The following is a 24,811-nucleotide window of genomic DNA, read 5'->3' as shown; positions in this document are numbered from 1 at the left end:
ATTGATAAGTGAATATAATCTTGCAGAAAAAAGGTGCTGAATATTCAGCTTAATAGGGAATTCGATGAAAATCCGAAGCTGTTTCCGCAACTGTAAGTGCGATGAAATAAGGATATGCCACTGTTTTATTTAACGGAATCGGACGTAGCACTCAATCTGTTATGTAAAATGGGAAGGTTCTTAAAGTAAATGGATGCACAAGCCAGGAGACCTGCCTTCTTTCCATCGTATTACGCTCTTCGGAAGATAAGAGGATTGTACGGCAACTCTCATCTTTTCTTTCCAACTGGATATGCAGGATGGTGTGCCGCCCAAATTTCTTGGTCGGTTTTTTTGTTATAAAAAACGATTTCAAGGGTTATTCACTCTATTCATCATATAAGGAGGATTACATTTGGCAAAAAAAGATTTCCGTTTTATGTGTTACCCGTACATGCGCGAATCCGCTTCAACAGTGGACTTCGAGATCAGAACTGACTCCTTGACATCTCGTATTGGCTTAGCTTGTGCATTTACTAAAGACGTACCTGTTGTACACAAAGATTTAATGTACTTACTCGACATGGGCTATAATCTAAACGGCTCGGTACGCGGACGGTTAGGTATCACGCAAGAAGACTTAGATCGCCTAAGTGGTATGTATGATTTTTATACAGCAGAGGTCAAAGACTCTATCGGTACTTTCGTCTTGCCACAAGGAACTCCCGGTGCCTGTATTTTGCACACTTGCCGCAGTGAAGCGAAGAAGTCAGTAAGAGCACTACATAAAGTGAGTCTTGAAAGAGAAGTTCCTAAAATCCTGTTCGATTACGCTCATTTACTAGCAAACGTTTTATTCGTTATGGCCGTCTATGTAAATAAACAACTTGGTGTTGAGGAAATCCCTCACGAGAGTATATGTTATGACATTAAATCGACGAAAAAATAATACCTCCATTCATTAATGGGAATGAGAAATGAGGAGAACACAATGAAAAAATTCATATGGAACAATTGGTTACTTGCACTAATGCTTTCTTTCATTTTAGTACTTGCTGGCTGTGGGAATAATAATCAAACAGCACCAAGTAAGGATAATGCCCCTGCAAGTGAAGTTAAAAAAGAAAAAGACCAGTCCTATTCAGTAACTGATGATCTTGGCGACAAGATCACCTTTGATAAAGTACCTGAAAAAGTGATTTCCCTTCAACCAAGCAATACAGAAATTCTCTTTGCTCTAGGAGCAGGTGAAAAGGTAGTTGGGGTCACAGATGTTGATAACTATCCAAAAGAAGCTGCCGATATTGAATCTGTTTCTGATTCAATGAATATTAACGCAGAGAAAATAATTGCGTTAAACCCAGATGTCATCATCGCCTATACAATTGGCGATGAAACTACTTTACAGCCGCTGAGAGATGCAGGAATCCCAATATTTGTCATTGCATCTGCTGCTACATTTGAAGATGTTTACGGAGACATTCAGCAAATTGCAGAAGTAATGGGCGTTAAGGAGAATGGGAACGTAATCGTCGATACGATTAAAAATCAAATTGCAGCTGTCGTTGAAAAAACAGACTCTATTAATGAAAAGAAACGTGTCTATTTAGAAATAAGCCCTGCTCCAGAAATCTACACACCTGGAAAGAAGACATTTCAACAAGAAATCCTTGCAAATGCGGGTGTAACCAACATATTTGAGGATCAGGAAGGTTGGATCAAAGTTTCTGAGGAAGAAATCATTAAACGCAATCCTGATGTCATCACAACGACTGCTGGTTTCATTGAAAATCCTGAGCAAGAAATTAAGAGCCGGACAGGCTGGGACCAACTTACATCCGTTAAGGAAGACAAAGTATACTACTTAAATGAAGACTTGATGTCCCGCCCTGGACCACGTATCGGCGAAGCTGTCGAGCTTGTTGCCAAAACAGTTTACCCAGATCTATTCAAATAAGATGCAGACAAATCCTCTCTTTTAAATTTCGACCTGGAGGAACCAAATATGCTGAGACACTTCTTCAGCAGCATTGCCCTTATACTTGGGCTCATCCAGACAATCATGGAAAACATAAGTGCAGAAAAGGCTGCCCCACGGGACAGCCTTTTCTGTACTTTCTATCTTGAAACCTCTAACTATTCCGGTCCCTTCTTTATTTATCTAAAAACGAATCATAGTCATTTGACATATAAAACTCATCATTCCTACCTCCACCGTTCAAACCACTTCTGAATTTTTTCTTTGTTACGTTCAAAAATTTTCTTAGACGTCGTATTTTCCTTTTGTTTTTTCCATTCAAAGAAGCTGGCAAGCGCGATAAGCACGATACCGCCGATGATCAAGTAGAACCACCATGGCAGATTTCCCCATAGGTGTTTGGTGTTCATATAGATATTTAACAAAATAGTCCCAGTCCCCGCTAAGAAATATGATTTATATTTCATAATAAATCCGAAGATGATTGCGACTAATGCCAACGTACCAATTATTAACGCATCATTGACGGTATTTCCTTGTAGAGCGTCTATGATTAAGACTAAAAATAACAAAGGAACAATTACTAATTCAATGGTTTGCGTCATATTCCCATAATCGAATACTTTTCTCAGCAATATTGTACTGATGATAAACAATGGAAGAATCGTGACTTCTGTTGTTACGAGATTAGGAATGTTAAACTGGTCAATAATGACGTAATATGGATACAGGCTCAATACAACCGCTGCCGTAAGATAGATTTTCTTTTCTAATCGATCTAAAGTGAAAGCCCGAATGACAAGTAAATAGCCGCTGACTAAGCAGGCTGCGATAATTTCTAAAGCAGGATAGCTATCCGCATTCGTAAAAATACGCCAGTTAATTGTCACCACATACAGAAACCCTACAATCCGATACACATCAATCATTAGATGCGATTCTTCTTTTCGAACCATTCCGTGGAAAAACATCTTACTCATCCAAGTCACCACACATAATGCAACGAACAACAACATCGTACCCGCAAATATTGATAGCTCGCTTGCATAGCGCACATAAAACAAGAATGCCAGAAGCAATGGGACTGCAATGGAATGTTCCCACTTCCGTTTCATCATTAAATAGATGGCAAACGCAGCTTGAATGGTGAAAAGCATAACTGAAAGTACATTCAAGTTGCTAGAAAAGTGGAACATATTCCAATCTGACAAATAAACAAGGAGAGTCAGATTTAAGAATACTAGTAAATAATACTCAATCATCCGTTTCCATTCTGGATTCACTCGACTCCATAGAATCGTTATCAGAGCTGCCGTAGTTGTGAAAGCAAATATCAGATAGTTGGTAAGTCCGTACTTCTGAAAGACGAGTAATACTTGTAACTGCAACGCTGTAAATCCAACGTACGTAAATGTAAATCGCTCCCATACCACCGTTGTTTTCACTGCACTAATCGCATAAAGACTGAGCGGAATTAAGTAGAAATACAGATTCGCACCTGTCATACTTATATAAAGATAGCCGAGTGTCGCCACAAGCAAGTTTGAAAGATGGCTAAACCAAAAGAAATAATTTCTGCCGATCTTTGAATATTTCCCTACATATACTGACAAAGCGTAGAACAATAATGGTCCTAAGAATAGATACGACATCCAGATATATTCATTTTCGAATTTGAAAATGGCCCAAATGGATGCATACACGCCAGAGCTTGTATAGACAACCGGAATCCATAGAAGATGATGACGATATAAATAGACGGAAAGAACTTGGATTGCTGTTGAAACCACCATTAAAGCGGTAATAAGATAAGCTTGCAATGTTCCAAAATAGAGCGTCATAAACGACACCATCGATAGGACTTGACCGGTAATAAAAAAGATATTGAAAAAGCCTTTATACGATTTTTGTAAGAAATAGCCTAGCCCGATTAAAAGCGATGCGACAATCATGACATGTAGACTAAGCGGAATCGTAAGGTCATACCATCTGCTTGTTTCGCTTATATACAGATACAAAATGAGCAATGAAGCAGCTAGGGATAACGGAAAACCATACGTACTAATATCCTTCATCCACTTTTCTATCACTTTATTATGACTGAAGAATAATAAACCAGATATGGCAGCCAGAAAGAGGCTGACGATTAACCAATCTCCATTCACCAGATTGATATAAGTCAAAAACAACATCACACTACTCGAAAAAATCCCTATACTCGTTCGGAATACCTCCATTGTTTTGGCAAAATTATATACAAACAATCCTAAATACAGGAGGATTTGAATTGCAAATAGGAAACTAGAGTGCAATTTAAAGGTCCATCCGAATGCCCAGCCAAGATAAACGAGCGACAGATTGAATAAGACAATTGCTGGATAAGTAAACACGACTTTCTTCGTTTGAACAGCTAAAAATACATATTGGGCAGATAGAAGGATCAGTGCAAAGAAAATTTGTGCATATCCTTCTCCAAACACCTGTGCATTCACATAAGCAAACACGAGTACACTACCCGCAACGCCCGTATACACAAAGCTTTTCGATACTTCTTCGTTTCTTTTGGCCATAAATAAATAAAGAGCAATGAACACGATTGGAAGCACAGCAAAAGCAATAGAAGTGAAGTCACTCAAAACAGCCAATTTCAAGACAAGATGGATATAGCCATAGCTGAATACAATACTAAATGCAAAGTTGTAATATTTTTGATTGTACTTTATCGTTAACAGTAGGAATTGCAGGGATGTTAAGAGCAAAGTAAACGAATACAATACGGTGCTTGAAGCTAGCGCAAACACGACAAAGGCTTCGACGAAAATTTTGAATTGGATAAAGTAAAATAAATAGGGTTTGAATAAAATCAATTGCTGATGACTTTTCAAACGATCCAGATACCATAAAAATAATAAATTAAACAGCACGAGTAGAATAAATAATGTTTCTGTAGTTGGCGCCACATAAGTGAAGCCGAAAATGCTTGCTAATGCAAAGGTTATCAGTGAAAGGAGCGTGAATAATTTTGACGCAAAGTGCTTAGCGATTACAAAATAGATGCCCAAACAAATCGCTCCGCCGATTAACCCCAATAACCCTCTCCCCTCACCTTGCAGCGATAAATACTCTCCAAATATCCGATAATACGAAGCTGATAATATCGCAATTGGAATAAACAGACTTGCGAGTGTTAAGAAGGCAAAGGCCGTTTGTTTAATTTTTAGTTTAAAAGCGATAAAAGCCATCCCGCAGAAAAACACGGACACCATGCTAATACAAAATACTTTCAAAATAGCATTCAATGCTCCCCACGTTGACGTCGCTAGGATTAAACCGCCAAACAAGAGAAGTATCACACCCATCACCAAGACTAGTGTTATATTTCTTTCCCGAATTTGCTCTGCTGTTTTTGCAGGTTTCACAATGGGTTGTTGTTGAATAACCGTCCTAGGTTCAGGGCTAACCATTGGCGTTTGTACTGGATCTTGAATTGGTTTTGGAACGTGCTCTTGAGTTCGCTGTATGTTATGTGGCTCTTCAATCGTGCTCGATTGAGGTGCTTCCTCTTTGTTCTCTTGCTTTTCCATTAATGCTGTTTGCTGCAGCAGCTGGTGATAATGCCGTTCATACGCACTACTAAGTCTTATGTAATCCGATTTGGGAATCAATCGTTTTTCTCTTAGTATCTTAAGTTCATCATGAAAGATCTCTCGCTTCTTTTCAATTGGGATATTGTCATTAGAATCCGTCACAATAAGCCCCCTTTCTCTGAAAACTCTACTACTATAATATAGAAAATTATACACAACCATTCCTAATTTTGGAATAAAAATCGAATCATTGGGATAAAGCTCATTAATCAATCGATTGATTAAATGCGTCGCAAACTCACTCATCCCCTCGGTTCAGTTATGTATACAGTGAGAATAATTTGTAAAAATTTGTTGATAACATATTTAACGTATTAAACTCCTACGGTTCTTTCCTATCTTTCCTACTATTGGTATTACAGTCGAATCAATGGAGAATATTTAATTAATCAATCGATTGATTAAATGATTAAAGAGACCGCTTATTTTCTTACTTGAACGATGATTGCCATTGTAAAAAGAGAGCCTGTCCCATACTGAATCGACACGTACACCTTAGACATACGGATCTTGATAATCGATATTGGGTGCTGTAAGAGTAAGTAACGGGCTAATGAAAAACATGACAAGACCTACACGATCTTTCACGGTTTAAAAAACTACTTGAATTTTCCTTTACAGAATGATAAAGTTGGATAAATTGAATTTTTCAAATAACTAAATATTCATATTCTTATCAAGAGAGACGGAGGGATTGGCCCGATGATGTCTCAGCAACCAGCCGGGTTTCGGCAAGGTGCTAATTCCAATAGGTATAAGTCATACCTTGAAGATAAGAAGATTGTCTTCGTATTTTCGTGGGCCCTCTTCTTACTTGAGGGCCCACTTATTTTTTTATTAGAGAAAAATTCGTATCCTCATTTAAAAGCTTGATGAAAAAACTATAAAAGGAAGTAGGAATGTAACATGACAGCATTAACAACACAAGAACTAGTAACGAATGCACCTTTTAAAGCCGATCACGTCGGTAGTTTTTTACGACCAGAACGTCTTAAGCAAGCGCGTTTACAAAAGGAGAACGGGGAAATTACCGCTGATGAATTACGCAAAATTGAGGACGAGGAAATTATCAAGCTAGTTGAAAAGCAGAAAGAAGCGGGTTTAAAAGCTGTTACGGATGGTGAATTTAGACGTGCTTGGTGGCATTTAGACTTTTTGTCAGGCTTTGATGGTGTTTTGTTCCATGAAACAAATGATGGAATTCAATTTAACGGCGTTAAAACGAGAGCACACGGTATTAAGGTGACGGGAAAAATTGCATTTTCTGATCATTATATGATCGATCATTATAAGTTTCTTCATAATATTGCAGGCGATGCTGTGGCAAAGTTTACAATACCTAGCCCCAATATGCTTTATTTCAGAGGAACACTTGAAACTGACGTGTACCGCACTCACGAAGAATTTTATGATGATTTAATTGCTGCTTATCAAGGTGTGATTCAGGCGCTTTATGATGCAGGTTGTCGTTATCTGCAATTAGATGATACAGCTTGGTCCCTATTCTTTTCAGAAAAAGGGAGAGAACAAATTGCTAATAGAGGGTCTGATCCTGCTACATTAGCACAATTGTTCCAAAGAGGAATCAATGAGGCCATTGCAAATAAGCCGGATGATATGATCATTACAATGCACATTTGCCGAGGTAATTTCAGATCCACATATTCATCCACTGGTGGTTATGAAGATGCTTCTAAGACGATCTTCGGTGGACTAAATCTTGACGGTCTTTTCCTTGAATTTGATGACGATCGTTCAGGTGGTTTTGAACCACTACGCCATATCAAGCGACCTGATCTTTACGTTGTATTAGGCTTAATTACTTCTAAAAAAGGCGCATTGGAAGACCCTGAACGAATTAAAGAGAGAATTACCGAAGCTTCACAGTATGTTCCATTAGATCAAATCTGTTTGAGTCCACAATGTGGTTTTGCCTCAACAGAAGAAGGAAATGTACTAATAGAAGAAGAACAATGGGCAAAAGTACGCCACGTTGTAAATATTGCACAGGACGTTTGGAAGTAATTAATAAACACTTTCCCAGTTGCACTAAAACCTAACAATGAAAAAATCACAAACTATATAACAACTCTTATGAAGAGCGGTGGAGGGACTGGCCCTATGAAGCCCGGCAACCATTTAACAAACTGTTAAAAAGGTGCTAATTCCTGCAAAGCGTCATGCTTTGACAAATAAGAGAGGATTATTCCACCAAATGCCTCTCTAATTAAACATAGAGAGGTATTTTTTTAATGCAAGGTAAGACAAACTAATTGAGTATTGGAAGTGAATTGAATGGAAAAAGAAGGTTGGAAAAGGTATCACACAATCTGGGGGTTATTATTTTTAGGTTGGTTTGTTTCTTATGTTGATCGAACAGCAACTGGACCGGTTATTACCTACATGATTGAAAATGACATAGGCTTTTTTGCAAATGTGGCTAATCCACATGGAATAGGTGGTCTGATCGGTAGTTTGTTTTTTGCGGGCTTTATGCTTATGCAATTTCCTGGCGGCTATCTTGGAGATCGCTTTGGCTATCGTACCATTATTATTTTAAGTGTCGTTTGGGCAGGCATCGCCACATTATTAACAGGTGTAGCTGGCGGCCTTATCGCATTTATACTATTTAGAGTCATACTAGGGCTAGGTGAAGGTGCGTTCTATTCAAATGATCGCTCATATATTGCCTTTCATACACCGCCTAAAAAAGTCGGCTTAGGCATGGGTGTTGCACTTACTGGATTATCTGTAGGTCTTACAGCAGGTACAATTGGTGTACCTTTTCTGATCACAGCCGCAGAACCAATAATGGGAGAAGATGCATGGCGTTTTCCTTTTTTTGTGATGGGAATTATTACGCTTGTTAGTGCATTTTTTATCTTTAGATATATGAAGCCAAAAAATAATCCGACTCAATCTGTCGATCCATCTTCCCCAGGCATTAAAGTACAATTTAATAAAGCACTCTTATATATGTCGTTATACTCTGCCGTTTTTCTAGTAATTGTCATGGGAATCTATTATTTTTCCGAAAAACTTGGACTATCCAATATTACGATTGCAGGAATACTTGTAGCGCTTTGTCCGCTCCTAATCTATTATCTGTACACTACTAAAAAGTCCGACATAAAGCCAATTTTGGCCAACAAAAACCTTTTCTTGTTATACTTATTCTTCATTCCTATCATGTGGCATCTTTGGTTTTACGGATTTTGGTCCGTATCGATTGTCAAAGATTTCGGTGGTGGTGCCTTAATGGCGGCGGCTTTGATCGCATCGTTTAATGGTTTAGCTGGAATCATTGGTTTTCCTCTTGGTGGTAAAATTTCTGACATGGTGGCCGATCGACCAAATGGACGACGTAATATTCTAGCTGCGTTAACCGCTGTTTTGACCGTTCTTATTTTTATTTTTGCTGCATATGTCATGATGGGGAATAATAGTCCGATCGTTATGTCCATAATCCTATTTGTTTCCGGATTATTCTTTTTTGCCTTACAACCCGTTGCCCATGCACTTGCTTCCGATTTAACACCTGAAAAAAGCAGAGGATCCATGTTTGGGATGCTAAATTTAATTGCTGAAATCGGAGCCGTACTCTCACCAGTTGTCTCTGGAGTACTACGAGATAATACTGGTAGTTGGGGCATACCACTTGTGCTAGACGGTATATTAATGGCAGCAGGTTTACTACTTGTATTAGGTGTCTCTAGTAAAATGGTTCGCCAATCTTCGTTACCTTTGAAAAAGAAAATAAGCTAGTTCGTGTAGTAGATTGAATCATCAAAAACCCTTATATTCCCAAAGTGAAGCACCCTCATGAATTCTGTAATCTCACGAAGGTACTTCACTTTGGAACATGCTCGTTTTGACTACTTATCCAGCAATTTTAATCGATCTAGAATAACTGCCAATTGTGCCCTTGTGACGGGTTCATTCGGCCTCATGGAGCCATCTTCATAGCCAATCATAATGCCTGCCTTTTTTGCCTTTCCCAAAGACTTTTCAGCCCAATGCCCTGTAATATCATCTATATTAGCTACCACTTTAACACCCTCCTTTTGATCAATATCAATAAACCACTCAAGTGATTTATTGCCATTTAAAACATTTAGATCAAGATCCCCTTCATACCAGCTAACTCTCCCAACTGACGTGTATTGCCAAATGTCACAAGGGTAATCAGGTTGCGTTTGCTTTAATCCATTGTTTGTCCCGTATCTTGGTAGCCATAAAAAATCCGTTTTCACTTGATCCATAGAGTACGGTTGGTAAAAATGATGTCCGGTATATAGCCCCGTTTTCCATCCAGCTTCTTTACAAACATCAATAAATGCTTGTGTAGCAGGTACCATTTGCGCAGCCGTAGAAGTCGTTTTTTCTTCTACATCTACAACGAGAAATTTAGCCTCTTTATCAATACGATTTAGAAAGTCATTGGCTTCTACCTTTGCATCAGTCTCACTAACAAAACGAGCATATGCATAGTGGCCAAATGGGATACCGTATTTTTTACAATTTGCTACGTGATTTTTATATTCGCTATCCATTGATCTAGATCCGTACTGGACCCGGATGATCATAAAGGCGACTTCTTTAGCAGCCTTTTCCCAATTTATTTTATTAGAAGGTTGATAGTGTGAAATGTCTACAATTTGATTTTTTTCCATCGCTTGTCCCTCCCTTATTCATAATTTATTCGAAAAAAAGCTACTCGATTGGGCGTCACACTCACTAATGATTATTTTTTAAACGAGCCAGTCCCCCTGATTCCCATACAAATCGGCTACTCACAAAAAACATAAATAAAATGGTAGCCACTGCCCTCTTCGTTATGTAAAGATATCCATTATCATCAAACCTTCTATCATCCTTTTTTCATATTCGTACCTACATCAAAGTTTTTTAAATCACAAAAAGGAAGACGCTATCCAACATACATTGGATAGCGTCTTGATATTTCGAATCATTCTTTTAAGGATTCGTTGACCAAAGTCCAGCATGTTTTAAGACAACACGTGGATGAAGTTTTAGCTGTGCCACCATTAAATCTGCTAAATCTTCTGCTTGCATCACCTTTTCTGGATTGCCATCTGTTAAGTTTAGCTCCACAGCCATATCTGTTGCCACTGTACTTGGCGTTAACGTTGTCACACGAATATTTTTCTTACGCACTTCAAGCATTAATGATTCACTTAGTCCGATCACCGCAGCCTTTGAAGCCGAGTATGCACTTGTGATAGGTGCACCCTTTTGACCAGCTGTTGATGAGATATTAATGATGTCGCCTGTGTTGCGCTCAATCATTTCCGGTAATACCGCACGTGTTGTGTAGTACACACCTTTGACGTTAACATCGATAATATTTGTCCATTCTTCAGGCGTTAAGTCCATGAAGCCACCGAATTTTGAAATACCAGCATTGTTTACTAAAATATCGATGGCACCTAGCTCACCACGAATGGATTCAACCGCTGTTGTAATCGAATCTAAATCCGCTACATTTGCGCAAGCGTATGCTACCTTCACATCATACTGTTTTAATTCCTCTGCTACTTGTTCTAAATTTTCAAGCGTACGTCCAACTAGGCCTACATGTACTCCTTCTTTGGCAAAAGCTATCGCTGTTGCACGGCCAATCCCACGCCCTGCTCCCGTAATTAACGCTATTTTTCCTGTGATCGATTGCATATTTTTTGCTCCTTTACTTTTGATGAGATACGTTTATTTTAACCTTTTTTGAAATAAAGTGTAAGTAAACACATTTCACGAATTAGGCTTTGTTCATTAACTCTGTTGATTTTTGACAATAGCCTTTTGTCTGTTCAATTATTAGATATCTTATTTTTTTCTCTTGTTTTCACTAAAAAATACGCATTAATCCAGGAAGCAATTGGAATAACCAAAGCTACACCAATTCCTGCATAAAGTATAGATATCATCTCGGCGCTAAATAACTTTGAATTTACGATTTCTCCAACAGAATAAGATAAATCTTTAAACCATATAAGCAATGCCAGATAGCCCCCACAGAAGGCAAAAAATAACGTATTTGTAGTTGTTCCTAAGATATCCTTCCCAATACTTAATCCAGATGTGAATAAATCTTTCCTGCTAATTAGTGGATTGTGATTAAAGATTTCACGCATGGGAGATGTAATGGAAATGGCAACATCAGTAATGGCACCTATTGTACCCATAATAATCATGGAAGCCCCAATTTTAGCAAAATCTACGCCAATATAAAGGGAAAATACGCCCAGTTCCTCTACTTCTTCTTCACCAAATCCCTGAATCAAAGCATTCTTTGCCACAATGTTAATAAAAAAAAGTAAAATACCAATTGTGATAATAGTAGAAATAAATGCAGTAATTGTTTTACTGTTCACTTCATTAATATAAAATAGATTAATACAACTAATCACTGCACATGCAATCAATGTTAAGATAATCGGATTGGCATTTGGATCTGTCATAAAAAGGACGGTAAGAAGTAGCACACCAAAGTTTAAGAATAAAGAAATAAAAGACCGTGCTCCTTTTTTCCCACCAATAAGTAGCATCAATATCAATAAAATGGCTGCCAGCCAGACTAATACATTCATGATCTTGCCCTCTTTCGATTAACAAAATAAATAGACGTATATAGACCGATCGGAATCGTCAACACGATGCCAATACCTCCGGCTAGAGCACGGGCCAATTCCAATGAAAGATTCATGGAAAGTGTAAATCCCAATGGAGAAGCATTCTTTAAATACAAAATAAGCATTGGTATAGAACCACTTATATAAGCAAAAAACAAAATATTTGTCATAGGTCCCATAATATCTTTTCCAATATCTATACCTGATGTTTTAAGTGCTTTTACTGATATGTTGTGATTCTTTTCATACAATCCAAAGATAGAAGAAGACATTGTAATGGCTATATCCATTACGGCACCTAAAGATCCGATGAATACCCCTGCCATAAACACCGTTCGATAAGGCCGAGTTAAATATTGCATTTCTTCATATCTAAGGCCTTTTCCAGAGGTTACCCACATAACAAGATAGGCAATGAACAACGAAACAAAAGTTCCCAACAAGGTCGCAATAATAGCGGCATATGTTTTATCATTAAAACCATTAACGAGTAACAAAGAAATGACAGTAAATAAAATAACACTTATACTGCAAATCAATAACAAACTCGTTTCTGGGTCATGCAAATAGATATCCAATGCATAAGATAATAAAACCGCATTAACTGCCAAACTTATAATCGAAAACAGCCCTTGTTTTTTTCCAACGATAAGTAAAATAAAGATAAAAACCCATGCTATATATAAAACGAATTTATCACGTTTTACGTCTTTTATAGATCCCGTTAACTCTGTATTTTCTTTACTGTTTGTATCAATCGAAACAAACAATTCGTTACCAACACGGTACTCTTGGTCATAAGCTCCAGATGATGAATACTGATTAGTTAAATGAAGGATCTTCCCTTTATTTTCCCCGTTCTTTATTTCGGCTGTTATCTGCTGTGTGAAAAGATGATCTTTATTATTATGCATATCAATCATTTCAGTCGTATCTTCCAGATTGGTTTTGATCACTTTGGCTATTGGGAGCTCATAGAACGAATAATTGTGATGAACAAAAATGACAGAGGCGACAAAACAAACAGCTATTAAGGTGAATAAGACCATTTGTTTGTAAGACAACTCTTTAAACTTGGTTATAAGTATGTTCAAGAAAAAACCTCCAACTATCATGATGGAACCCAGTGGATCAAGTGAAACTTCAATCAGTGAGGGGTTCCATTCCCCGCCTACAATTCTCTTTGCCTTATGATGGGGATTTTACTGCCAATAAATTGAGTTGTTAGGGACCAAGTGCAATAACCATCATTTTATAAAAATGAAGTGTTCTCAGTTACAGCCTCACCTAAACACACTTAAGTTTGCAGTGGGTTTAGATTAACAGGAATATATTTCAACCGTCAAGAAAACCTCTCTCCAGCCAATTATTTAGATAGCCCAAACATATCGTACTTATACAATCTTAGGTTTTATACTTTCCCAAATGGTTTTCATATAGTAGACCTAAATAAAATTTAAATCATGTCTAAATATTGGAATTTGACTTAAAATATATGTTCTACAAATGAACGATGTTTTTAAGGCTTGTCCTTTTCTTTCCATAGAAAAATCCCCTTCAGATAGACTGTAAAGGGACATATTACTATGGTCTCTTTGTCCAAGTCTATCTAAAAGGGATTATAGAAATTGATTAATATCTTAGTCCATGACCAAGCTTATAAATATTACCATCACTATCCTTATATGCATAGCTGAGTCCTTTAGGCATATACTTGTCCTTATCATAGCCCGGTACATCGTTTCTAGACACACATTCACCATTCTGACGAACCGCAATTACATCTTCACTCGCTGGTAATGTTAATGGTAAAACACCTACTGGTTTACTATTACCTGCGATAACCTCAAGCTGTGCATTATAGAAGGTATCATATCCAGCGATTAATGCATCTGCCATTGGTTCAATATTTCCAAGTATCCATGGCAATGTTACATTAACACTGATAACGACTTTTCCACCACGGCTATGGAGGTTGTTGGTCACTTCTTTTAGATGATCCATACCAGTTATAGTCGTTTCCTGATACAGTGAGCCATCTAAAGCTGACACTACTTTATCCTCACAAACCTCAAGCTCTAATAGTCCAGGTGTCGCGTTGAAATAAGAACCAGATTTCGGATGTAAGAACATGATCGCTACATCAGCTTCTTCATAGTTATCAGTCATCGTAAATTGGCTGAGCTCTTGACATTCTTTTCTTGCCTTTTCAGTATACTTTGTTGCTCGTTCTACTTCCTTGTGTAATACTTCTACATAAATCTTTTTATTATTAAGCTTTTCAGCTGTTAATGGTAACGTCTCATTTTGGTTTTTAAGGATCGTTACAGATTTTTTATGCCCTTCATAAGCTGCTTCCCAATTCGCTGTGTTGCTAACTACAGCTGTAGCCTCTTTTGGCGAATTATATGTACGATCATCGAAAATACCTAAAGTAAACATTTCTGTAAGGAGTCGTACATTCGCTTCATTAATACGCTTTTCGCTAATCCAGCCTTTGCTAATAGCAATTTTAAGATTTTCTATATCATTTGTGTCAGCAACGATATCTGTCCCAGCATTGACTGCCTTAGCAAAACGTTCAGCCTCACTTAATTCTTCTACGCCCCAGCTCATATTATTCACAATGCCGCTGTCACTATTGATATAGCCTTTAAATCCAAGTTTTCCTCTTAGAATATGGTTAATGAAATAGTGATTGAATGTGAAGCCTACCTCTTCGAATGGAATGTCTTCACCCTCGAACTCTTGTACCACACTCTTCTTGATACTTGGTATAGAATAATATGGCATAATAGATGATGTACCATGTTCCACCGCTGCTCTAAATGGTGGTAAGTGATATTTTTCTAAGCTTCCTGGAGTTGGGTAAAGATTCCATTTCCCTTCTTTATAATGAGGATCAAATCCATTTTCTCTTGCTCCTCCACCAGGAAAATGCTTCGTTGTCATTGCAATACTATTTTTCCCTAATTCCTCGCCTTGGAATCCGTCGATAAGGCGACCAATAGCATCAGAAATAAATGCTGGATCTTCTCCAAATGTACCATACGTTCGTTGCCATCTTGGATCTGTAACAGTATCCGCCATGTACATATAACCTTTTCTGATACCCGCAGCATCCCACTCTTCGCGAGCGATTTTAGCAAATTCGCTAATAAGTGATGCATCTCCACCGTTTTTAATATCTCCCTGTGCTGCCGCTGCAAGTCCTAGGGTTCCAGGCCATGTAGAGAAAATTCCACCTGCATCATTCATACCAAAAATAGGTTCTGCATTTTCATTTCTTGAATTAGATGTAATCAAGCAAGGAATACCTAAACGGGTTCCCTCAGCAACTTCATTCATTTTATTAATCCACTCGGCCATTTCTGCTGGACTAAAGTTGTCTCTTAAAATGAAGTGTCTTAAATTCCTTTTCTCGATGGTATGTGTTGTTCCATATATTTTTGATGCGGCGAATATATTTTCCCCTTTTTCCACAATCGCTTCATCTAATATACCATCATGACTTGTCTTTTCCTTATCTTCCTGAGAAAGCCCCATTTTACGCGTATTAATCAGCATCATACCGATCTTTTCATCAATATTCATCAATGAAACAAGGTTCTCTGCACGCTCTTTCGGGCTTAAACGCCAATCCTTATAAGGATCTAGTTTCCCATTGTTATTCAAATCTTTAAATTTTAACCCATCCACTTCAATGATGTTCTTGACTCTGACTTCTAATTCCGGTTGTTTATGGTTAAATTCCATTTTTAATGCCTCCTTAACTTGGCTTTCTCCTCATTATGCCCTTGAGAAGAATCTATCTATCATGCAAACACCATGGATAATAAATTTGATATCGCTTTCTTTATACTGTTATAATAACAACAAAAAGTTAAAAATAAATGGCGTTTGTTGCTAAAAATATTGTAATTATTGCTATGCGAGAGGTTGACACCAAATGAAGCAATCTGTTCTTATTCCAGTAATAAATCAAGGTTTTGAAATTCATTACTTTAGCAAAAAAAACCAAGCTCATGATTGGCTCAAGAAATATAACGAATCAGCAAAGGATTTTTCCCAATTAGAGGCTTTATTTCAATTGCACAGGCACGATGTTTTGGAGATTCTTGTATTTTTAGATGGAGAATGTGACTTCTTTTGTGAAGGAAAAACATATTCCTTACGGAGAGGCGATGTTGTGGTAATCCCTCCTTATGCTGTTCATAAAGCGAATGTTAAGAGTATCGATAACTATGAGCGCATAATTGTTAGCGTTAGTGAGCATTTAATGGCAGACTTTCTATCTAGTTCACCATCTATGAAAGAGAATATGGTTAATCAAAAGACACAAGGTTCTTATGTATTACACCTACATTCAAAAAACTTTCAAGATATCATTTCTTTACTTGATGAAATGACTCATAGAATGAAAAATGGCGAAAAGAATTTTTCCTTCACATTAAATTATCAATTATTTCAAGCACTTCAAATTATCTTCGAACCCGCAAGTAGTATGCCCCACCTTAGAAACAAGGAAGAATTAGACCAAAGGTTCGTATCTATATTAGAATACATTGAATCACATTTGACAGAGCCAGATTTAAGTTTAGATAATATATCTAGTTATTTTCATTTAAATAAATACTATTTTTCTCATTATTTTAAAAAAAATATGAACCTACCCTTTTACCGTTACGTCTCATTAAAGCGCCTATCTTTTGCGGTAACAATGATTAAACAAAATAAAATCTCCATAGAGGAAATTGCTTTAAAATGCGGTTTTCCTGATTATTCTAGTTTCTATAGACTCTTCAAAAAAGAATACAACCTTTCTCCAAAAAAACTACAAAGAGAATATAAAAATTTATAGTAAGATGCGTCTACGTAACTTAAGAAATGAAAAAGAGGCTTCCCGTAAGTTGAGAGTGTGTAATATCTTTAACGATATGTTCTAAAAGTGCGGTATATTAAGGTTTTGCTGAATCTGAGATGTAACATCTTTAACGGGAATTTACAGTTTTTCACTTGATTGAGTTAACAAAATGTTAGCATTTTGTTTTCCCTTTACACAGAAACCTTGTATAACAATAATTATTTTCAACTAATAAATCATTTAGAAATATAAAATAATATTTACAACACTTCAACAATTCCCCCGTAAATTTCATGTTTATACGATATAACTAATTTACAATTATAATCTCCAATTTAAGAAGAAAAGGCTTCTCATAAATTTGGATTATTTATGGGAAGCCTAAATTATATTATTATTTTTGTCTAATTCGTGTTTCTTCCTCTAAAAATTTATATTCAACTTTTACTTTGAAGGTTTAAATGTATCATCTAGACATCGAGCCATAAAAGCAGCAAAATGTTGACGTGATAGATTAATAGTTGGTTTAAACGTTCCATCTTTGTAACCAGCGGTAATATTATTTGCTGCCAGTATCGATATAGAATTATATGCCCAGTATCCTTTTGGGACATCCTTGAAATCTGCTGGATAAGTTCCTTTCAAGTCATAAGCCAGCACTAGGATATTAGCCATTTGTGATCGGGTTAACTTTCCGGCAGGGTCAAAATATTTTTGACCTTGGGCATTTATATTTCCATTGATAATACCTAATTCAACAGCCTTCGCAATCTCTTCATATCCATAATCACCAGGCTTCACATCAATAAATCCCGGATTAAGAACACTAGAATAATCCGTAATTCCCTTTTCTCTTAAAATGATCTCTATAGCTTGCAAACGAGTAATTGGTTCATTTGGTTTAAATGTTCCATCCTCGTATCCTTTAATCATTCCTTTATCAGCCAAATACTCAATCTCATCTACAAAGGAAGTTACATCTTTAAATGTAGTTTTACCATCGAAATCATCTTGGAAATTAGGCGTTGTTTTTGGTATAGTTCTAGCATCGGTTGCTTGTTCAAAAGAATAAGCTAAATCGAATAGAGATTGTTCACTATATGCCAAACCTAAGAAAGAAATCCCAACAGGTACCTCTTCTTTCGTAGCTCCGGCAGGCACGGTAATTTCAGGGAACCCTGTCGCCGTTGCTACATAACCCGCAGCATACGTGTCATATGCTTCACATACATATGTAGGATCTTCCTTATCAAATCTCGGTGAAGCTGGACATGACAACGTTGGAAAAACAATGGCATCCAAATCATTTTCTTCCATCATTGTTTCGATTTCATGACGTACTTCAGACATTTCTTTCGTTACGATATTGTTGTATTCTGGTGTGTCCTTAAACTCTGCTTGTACCATAGAGTTTTTTAGACCTTCCAGACGCGCTGGATTTACTGGAGTCGATGAATTCAAGACCTCTGGAGATTCACTGATTTTAATAATTTCTTCTAGAGTTTTCGGCTGACCCTCTGGAAGTTGACTTAGATATTCTTCTAATTGAACTTTAAAATCCGCGTCATTAACAGGGCCAATAATAGGTGTCCAAAGATATTTCGTCTTTTCTGAGAAAGAAACTGGTATAAGCTCTGTACCTATTTTCTCCATCTTTTCTAGTGCCTTTTTGGTAATAGAGTCTACCTCTTCGTTATCTCCAAAAAAGTCACTAGCTACTCCGATTCGAGCATTTTTTAAAGCCTTGCTATCTAATAATTTACTATAGTCTTTTACAATGTGATCCTTTGCAAGCAAAGTTTTGTCATCTTTCTCATCAACACCAGCCATAAAACTTAATGCAATGGCTGCATCTTCCACAGACTTCGCTAATGGTCCAGTAGTATCAAAATTTAACGAGGACGGAACTACTCCGCTACGACTTGTTAAACCAAGTGTCGGTCTAATACCAACTAGTCCTGTAACATTAGCTGGTCCTCTGACTGATCCAGATGTATCTGTCCCTAGTCCAAATACGGCAAAATTTGCTGCAACTGCCGCAGCAGATCCGCTGCTTGATCCAGAAGCATCTCGATTTAGATTATACGGATTTAGAGTTAAGCCACCTAATGAGCTGTATCCTAACCTGCCATATGATGCTGCGAACTCTGATAAATTTGTTTTTGCAATGATAATTGCCCCTGCATCCTTAAGTTTTTGAATCGTAAAAGCGTCTTCTGTAGGATAAGCATCCTTTAATGCTACTGAGCCTGCTGTCGTAGGCATTCCTATTACATCAAAATTATCTTTAACAACGATTGGGATACCATGAAGAATACTTCTTGAGCCTTCACTTTGTCTTTCTGCATCCAATTGCTTTGCAATCTCTAAAGCTTGATCATTAATAGTAATGATTGAATTAATCGTTGGACCTTGCTTGTCATATTTTTCTATACGCTCTAGATAATATTTAACCAATTGCTCAGAGGTAATCTGATTGTTATTTAATGCTTCGGAAATTTCACTAATACTCTTTTCAAATGGGTCAAATTTGATTTCTTCTGCAGAAACACTTACCAAAGGAAGCATGGTTATTACTAAAATAAAAGCTATCAAAGTTTTAAACTTGTATATCGTCTTAAACATGGTGTTTCCCCCCTAATATAATTCCTAATTAATGATTAAACTCTTCTATCTCTCTATTTTTTTTAAGACATTTTACATAGACTAAAAATACGATATACATTTGGTCAAAGATTATGTTAGATAATCTAGCAATCTTTTCAGCCATTTTGCTGATAGAAATAATAATATTACAGTTTAAATTGCTGGATAACTTCCTCTAATTCTAATGACATTCTTGCTAACTCTTGAGATGCTAATGAAACCTCTTCCATTGAAGCACTCATCTGTTCTGAGGATGCAGCAACATTTTGTGAATGTTCGTTTACCTCTAAACTCGTTTTTGAAACTTCCTCTATATGGGTTACAACTTCTGCTATATGTTTTTTCATGTTATCCATCGCGAGGCTAACCTCAGATATTTTTGTTGTAGCAGCTAGAACTGAATCCTTAATTTCTCCAAAGGCTTTTCCACTTTCATTAACAAGTTTCATTCCTTCTTTAGCAGAGGTTGCCCCCTGATTTACGAAACTCATTGAATCCTCAATGCCATCTTTAATATCATTAATAATCTCATTAATCTGCAATGCTGAATGGCTGGATTGCTCAGCAAGTTTTCGTACTTCATCTGCCACTACCGCAAATCCCTTCCCATGTTCACCAGCTCTTGCAGCTTCAATTGCCGCATTCAAAGCTAATAAGTTCGTTTGCTCTGAAATGGACTGGATGATCAAACTTATCTGGCCAATTTCGTTCGATTTCTCATTTAATACACTAATTTTTTCAGCAGAAGAGGTTACATTTTTATCTATTTCACCCATTTTCTTTACGGTATGGTTAACAACATCACTACCTTGTTTAGCGGATTCAGCTGAATAATGGATGGAATTGCTAACATTTTTCATACTCAGTGTAACATCATCAACGTGCTTAAATACTTCATTGATAATACCTACTGCATTCTTCATTGCAGCGTTCTGTTCATCTGTTCCGGTGGCAACACTTTGAATTGACTCAGTTATTTGATTGGAGGCTTTTTGATTCTCAATGGAAGAAGCAGCTAGTTCCTCAGATGTAGCTGATAATGCTTGAGATTCAAACCAAATCTTTTTAATTGTTTCTTTTAAACTACTAGACATAATATTGTAATTCTTCCCCATATCTCCAATTTCATCATTTGACTTAATCGTGACTAATTGAGTCAAATCACCTTTAGACATAGCTAAGGATAAATCACTAATACTTTTGATGCTTCGTGTTATCCTCAAACTAACGACAATGGAAACTAATAAAGATACAACAGCGAAAATCCCGCCTATAATGAAAATCGTCGAGCGTATAGAATCTGCAGTAGTTAAAAGTTCGCTCTTCTCAATAACAGCGATATACTTCCAGCCTTCATTTTTTGAAGAGATTGTGTTTAATACATAATCTTTTCCGTCAATTTTTGTTTCAAAAGAGCCATCTTTACTTAAATCTTTTAATTCGGGAACATTTAGCTTAGAAATGGGCTGAAAGTTCAAATCAGAATTTTTTGGATTTGCAATGATTGTTCCATCTCCTTGCGCTAGAATGACATAGCCATTTTTTCCTATACTGATTTCCTTAATAATACTCGTTAAACCTTCTAAACTAACATCTAGACCTAACACCCCGATTTGTTTTCCGCCTTTTTCAATCGCAACTACATTACTTACAATGATTCCTTCTATCCCAGTTGCGGCGTAGGCGCCTGTTAATTTTACTTTCCCTGGTTCTTCTATACCCGTAGTATACCAAGGACGTTCTCTGGGATCGAAACCAGCTGGCACAGGACCCTCAGGATATTGAACATACCCTCCATCCGATGTCCCCATATAAGCATAAGCTGCATTAGGATGGCTCTTACCAAATTGAGAAAGCATATCAAATATTGCTTTCTCTTTCTCCCCATTTGCTGAAGGGGTCATGTCAATTGAGCCTTCTCCTGCTATATCTTTATAGGAGGCAATGCTTGAATCAGCATTTAAAACGGCAGGGGTGGTAGCTAATAAATTGACATTTTCCCTAATAGATTCAAAGTACAAGGAAATTCCATTGTCTACCTGTTTAATTTCTCTTTCACTAGAATTGATATAATCCTTCTCGGTTTTTTCACTAACTGTTTTATTAACTAAAAAGCCAATAAAGATGATTGGTACTAATGATAGTAATAAAGAATTAATTAAAAACTTTGCTTTAAATGAAAATCTTTTATTTTTCACTTTACCAAAACCTTCCATTTTTTTACTCGAAGCAAACATAAGATCCTTACTGTTACATAGCTATTAAATCGTTAACTTCAATAATTTCTCATCCCTTATTAAATATTTTTTTAGCAAAGTTATTACCCTACATTCACAATTCACTAAAAAACAATCCAGATTTGTTGATGATTCACAAATTCTCACTTCTGGAAACTAGTATTGCAAAAAAAAAAGACTACTCTATGTACCATAGAATAGCCAAAGGATATTAATAAACATTAATCCACAAATTTGGTAACCAGGCGATCATAGTTTAGATCAAGGGACTTTCGACCCCCAACCTAAACCTTAGACCCTAGGCTTTGCGTCCTATCCTTTCGGAGTAGTTTGCCTTTATATTCCATAAACACCAATCTAAAATCACATTTTATTATAATCTCACATAATTCTACAAACTTCAACAATTTTCGCGAAATAAAACAATACTTTTTATTTTGCAAAAATTGTTCTTTATTGAAGCAACTAAGATTGCTTTAAATTATTCAGGTTACTGCAAACATACAAAACGCATATGGCGTTCTAACGCCACCATTTACTATGTAGGCTAAATCGTGTATAACGCTACACTCACCTAATCACAATGGCGGCGGTGCGAAGCCAGATATAGGTATACTTGATAAGAAGATTGGCTATATCATGAAATTGCGAAGACCCGCCCCATGTCCCATACAAAAAGGCTTTCTACCAGTTCAGGTAACTGATGATGATGTTGTTTCATGATCAGCAGACTCCCCTTTGGATGAATCTGAAGTCTGACACCCTACTAGTAATGAACTGATAGCTAATATGCTTAGCCCCGTTGCAAATGAAATCTTCATTTATAACACTCCTTATAATCGTAATCATTACGATTTTATATTATATACATTGTGTGAACGTCAAGTTAGAAATGTACCAATTGCGCCGAATGAACGTTTTACGACCATTTACTGTGATCACGAAACACAAAATACGCGCAAGGAGCATAGGAATGCTTGCACGTTTGAGTTTTTTCATATCATGTATATTACACAGGTAAGGTAGGGTTTGTTAATAGAGAATAGTTTAGTAGAGGTGGGAATAATAAAGGTAGGGACATGGTAGCTTATAAAACAGAGGAATTACATTCAATTTTAGTTATCAAAGAAAATGGATTTTCCTTTGTTACCATTGGAACAGTTATGTTACTACCAAACTATTTTGTCCAAGAGTTGACGGTACAAGATATCCTTGTGTTGATGGCAAACATGTCTGAAATGAATAAAAACTTGCATATTTTCTGCTTGTTAATAATTATTAATATTTAACAAAAGACTCCATTAACCATCCATGAAGCGCAAAAATCAGCGCTTCACCACAGAGTATGAAAATGGGTAGGAGATGTCAATACTGATACTGACCCTAATCCATGGGCTTATTAATTAACGCCCTTCTCTTTTTTTTACGATTGAGCCGGGTCTTCTTTAGTATTGTCATTTTTCTATTCTTGAAGAAACTTATTTTCATGGTAGTGAAAAAAGAAACTGAATTACTTCACAAAAATAGCTTCAAGAAATCTAAAAATAAAGAGATCACAAAAACCATTAGAATCAAAGAACAGCTAAACCTTGCGACCCAAAGTAAGGAAAGTTAGTCCAGGAAGCAACCTGCAATCTTGCTAGACTACCATCATTTTGGATATTAAATACTGACACTGTCCCCTGATTCCCGTTAAGAGTGTAAAAATGCCTTCCGTCTTTACTCACCCCAACATCCATCGGCAGACCTGGTGTTGTACCTAGCGGTGTACTGGTAATATCCCGTACCACCGACAGTGCACCATTGGGATCGATTCGGTAGGTGGAGATAGTGCCGCTTAAAGTGTTAGTAATGAATGCAAAACGTTCATCCTTCGTTGGTATAACCCAGCAAGCAGTCTTATATCCGTTTGGTACAGAGCCGCTAATCACATGAAGGATCCCGTCGTTGCTAAATGAATAAGATGATAGCGCGTTTGAAACTGCTTCTGTAACTAAGAGTATTCCAGAGGTTAGAAAATAAGCGCCCAATGGTCCTTGACCATAAGAATCATTAACGATTGGTCCTGTAATCGTCCCATTTTTATTTACATGGAATACACTGAGATGGCTTGAAGTAAGTTCGGATACAAGGATTTTACTGCCATCAGGAGTAAAGAGAACCTGCGCGGGTTGGGCATTAAATGTGCTGAGAGAGTGGGTAGATCTGGGAATAGGAGTGATACGTCCGTTATCATCGATGTGAAATCCAGTGATATTGGATGAAAAATTATTTGCAGCATTACCTACATTGGAAACATAGACAAGAGTACCAAACACATCCACACTATTGGGCTGAGCACCTCCTGATGGCTTAACATCTACGAGGACAGGTGTTCCGCTTTCGGTTATGATGAAACTACTGATACTATGACTTCCTGCGTTAACGGCAAGTAGGAAACGTCCGTCATGGGACAAAGTTAGGGCGCCTTGCGAAGTAAGGGGATCGACTCCATCATTTGCTGTTGCAGTGGAGACTTCCTTTGTTCCAGTACCTCTACCATGAGTCGGGTAAGACCCAACAAAAGTGAGCATTCCATTCATATCCCTGTAAAAGGCAATGATTTGATTCATTACTTCATTATTAGTCATCATGTAGACCATACTCACACTCGTACGATAATCCTTGTTTATTATCTGCATTTTATCACTCTCCTCCTTTCATAATTTTATATGACTCTTTTGCCATTTCAATTCCCTAACTTGATGTAAATTGTTTTACAACGAGAAGTTGACTTCCATCTGATTAACCAGAAATGTTAGTCCAACAAT

The 24,811-nt window shown here is 37.0% G+C and carries 15 protein-coding genes and 4 riboswitches; of the genes, 5 read left to right on the top strand and 10 right to left on the bottom strand.

What is annotated here, in order from left to right; all coding sequences use genetic code 11:
• Positions 1–14 precede the first annotated feature (14 nt).
• Positions 15–233: riboswitch (cobalamin riboswitch) on the top strand.
• A 185-nt stretch (positions 234–418) separates the two neighbouring features.
• Both AC625_RS01600 and AC625_RS01595 read left to right on the top strand, forming a co-directional pair.
• A complete protein-coding gene (locus AC625_RS01600) occupies positions 419–928 on the top strand; it encodes a hypothetical protein (protein ID WP_049683533.1) in 510 nt (169 codons plus the stop codon).
• Positions 929–970: 42 nt separating this feature from the next.
• Complete coding sequence (locus AC625_RS01595; protein ID WP_049679691.1) at positions 971–1,936, top strand: ABC transporter substrate-binding protein; 966 nt, start codon at positions 971–973, stop codon at positions 1,934–1,936.
• Positions 1,937–2,184: 248 nt separating this feature from the next.
• On the opposite strand, the gene AC625_RS01590 is transcribed toward AC625_RS01595, so the two are convergent.
• Positions 2,185–5,706, bottom strand: coding sequence for a hypothetical protein (locus AC625_RS01590; protein WP_049679690.1), 3,522 nt, complete (start codon positions 5,704–5,706; stop codon positions 2,185–2,187).
• 568 nt (positions 5,707–6,274) lie between these two features.
• A riboswitch (SAM riboswitch) is annotated at positions 6,275–6,383 on the top strand.
• A 127-nt stretch (positions 6,384–6,510) separates the two neighbouring features.
• Between AC625_RS01590 and AC625_RS01585 the strand changes: the two genes are divergently transcribed.
• Together AC625_RS01585 and AC625_RS01580 are read left to right on the top strand one after the other, a co-directional pair.
• On the top strand, positions 6,511–7,629 hold the full coding sequence (locus tag AC625_RS01585; protein ID WP_049679689.1) for a 5-methyltetrahydropteroyltriglutamate--homocysteine S-methyltransferase: 1,119 nt from the start codon (positions 6,511–6,513) through the stop codon (positions 7,627–7,629).
• Positions 7,630–7,693: 64 nt separating this feature from the next.
• Positions 7,694–7,803, top strand: a riboswitch (SAM riboswitch).
• Between the two features lie 96 nt (positions 7,804–7,899).
• Entirely contained in the window at positions 7,900–9,369 is a 1,470-nt protein-coding gene (locus tag AC625_RS01580) for an MFS transporter (protein WP_049679688.1), read from the top strand.
• 110 nt (positions 9,370–9,479) lie between these two features.
• Here AC625_RS01580 and AC625_RS01575 read toward each other — a convergent pair whose 3' ends face one another.
• The 5 genes from AC625_RS01575 to AC625_RS01555 form a co-directional block, all read right to left on the bottom strand.
• Positions 9,480–10,277 (bottom strand): GH25 family lysozyme, encoded by a 798-nt coding sequence (locus tag AC625_RS01575; RefSeq protein WP_053177976.1) that lies wholly within the window; start codon positions 10,275–10,277, stop codon positions 9,480–9,482.
• A 304-nt stretch (positions 10,278–10,581) separates the two neighbouring features.
• Complete coding sequence (locus tag AC625_RS01570; RefSeq protein WP_049679687.1) at positions 10,582–11,298, bottom strand: 3-ketoacyl-ACP reductase; 717 nt, start codon at positions 11,296–11,298, stop codon at positions 10,582–10,584.
• Between the two features lie 134 nt (positions 11,299–11,432).
• Positions 11,433–12,212: a YibE/F family protein gene (locus AC625_RS01565; RefSeq protein WP_049679686.1), complete on the bottom strand. Its 780-nt coding sequence runs from the start codon at positions 12,210–12,212 to the stop codon at positions 11,433–11,435.
• The gene (locus tag AC625_RS01560) at positions 12,209–13,348 is read right to left on the bottom strand and encodes a YibE/F family protein (protein ID WP_425415428.1); all 1,140 of its coding nucleotides are present in this window, start codon (positions 13,346–13,348) and stop codon (positions 12,209–12,211) included. Before AC625_RS01560 ends, AC625_RS01565 begins: the two co-directional genes overlap by 4 nt.
• A 538-nt stretch (positions 13,349–13,886) precedes the next feature.
• Complete coding sequence (locus AC625_RS01555; RefSeq protein ID WP_049679684.1) at positions 13,887–16,010, bottom strand: glycoside hydrolase family 3 protein; 2,124 nt, start codon at positions 16,008–16,010, stop codon at positions 13,887–13,889.
• A gap of 193 nt (positions 16,011–16,203) precedes the next feature.
• Between AC625_RS01555 and AC625_RS01550 the strand changes: the two genes are divergently transcribed.
• Positions 16,204–17,115 (top strand): AraC family transcriptional regulator, encoded by a 912-nt coding sequence (locus AC625_RS01550; protein WP_049679683.1) that lies wholly within the window; start codon positions 16,204–16,206, stop codon positions 17,113–17,115.
• Positions 17,116–17,562: 447 nt separating this feature from the next.
• Here AC625_RS01550 and AC625_RS01545 read toward each other — a convergent pair whose 3' ends face one another.
• From AC625_RS01545 to AC625_RS01530, 4 genes are all read right to left on the bottom strand, one after another.
• Complete coding sequence (locus tag AC625_RS01545) at positions 17,563–19,743, bottom strand: amidase family protein (protein ID WP_049679682.1); 2,181 nt, start codon at positions 19,741–19,743, stop codon at positions 17,563–17,565.
• A gap of 167 nt (positions 19,744–19,910) precedes the next feature.
• The gene (locus tag AC625_RS01540; RefSeq protein ID WP_180320050.1) at positions 19,911–21,962 is read right to left on the bottom strand and encodes a methyl-accepting chemotaxis protein; all 2,052 of its coding nucleotides are present in this window, start codon (positions 21,960–21,962) and stop codon (positions 19,911–19,913) included.
• A gap of 272 nt (positions 21,963–22,234) precedes the next feature.
• Positions 22,235–22,346, bottom strand: a riboswitch (cyclic di-GMP riboswitch).
• 347 nt (positions 22,347–22,693) lie between these two features.
• Positions 22,694–22,822: a hypothetical protein gene (locus AC625_RS26320; RefSeq protein ID WP_425415427.1), complete on the bottom strand. Its 129-nt coding sequence runs from the start codon at positions 22,820–22,822 to the stop codon at positions 22,694–22,696.
• Between the two features lie 750 nt (positions 22,823–23,572).
• A complete protein-coding gene (locus tag AC625_RS01530; protein WP_049679679.1) occupies positions 23,573–24,682 on the bottom strand; it encodes a lactonase family protein in 1,110 nt (369 codons plus the stop codon).
• Positions 24,683–24,811: the final 129 nt, after the last annotated feature.

The organism is Peribacillus loiseleuriae, from assembly GCF_001183985.1.
GTDB classification, from domain to species: domain Bacteria; phylum Bacillota; class Bacilli; order Bacillales; family DSM-1321; genus Peribacillus; species Peribacillus loiseleuriae.
The sequence above is the reverse complement of the archived record's forward strand: the minus strand, read 5'-3'. Positions and strand labels throughout refer to the sequence as shown.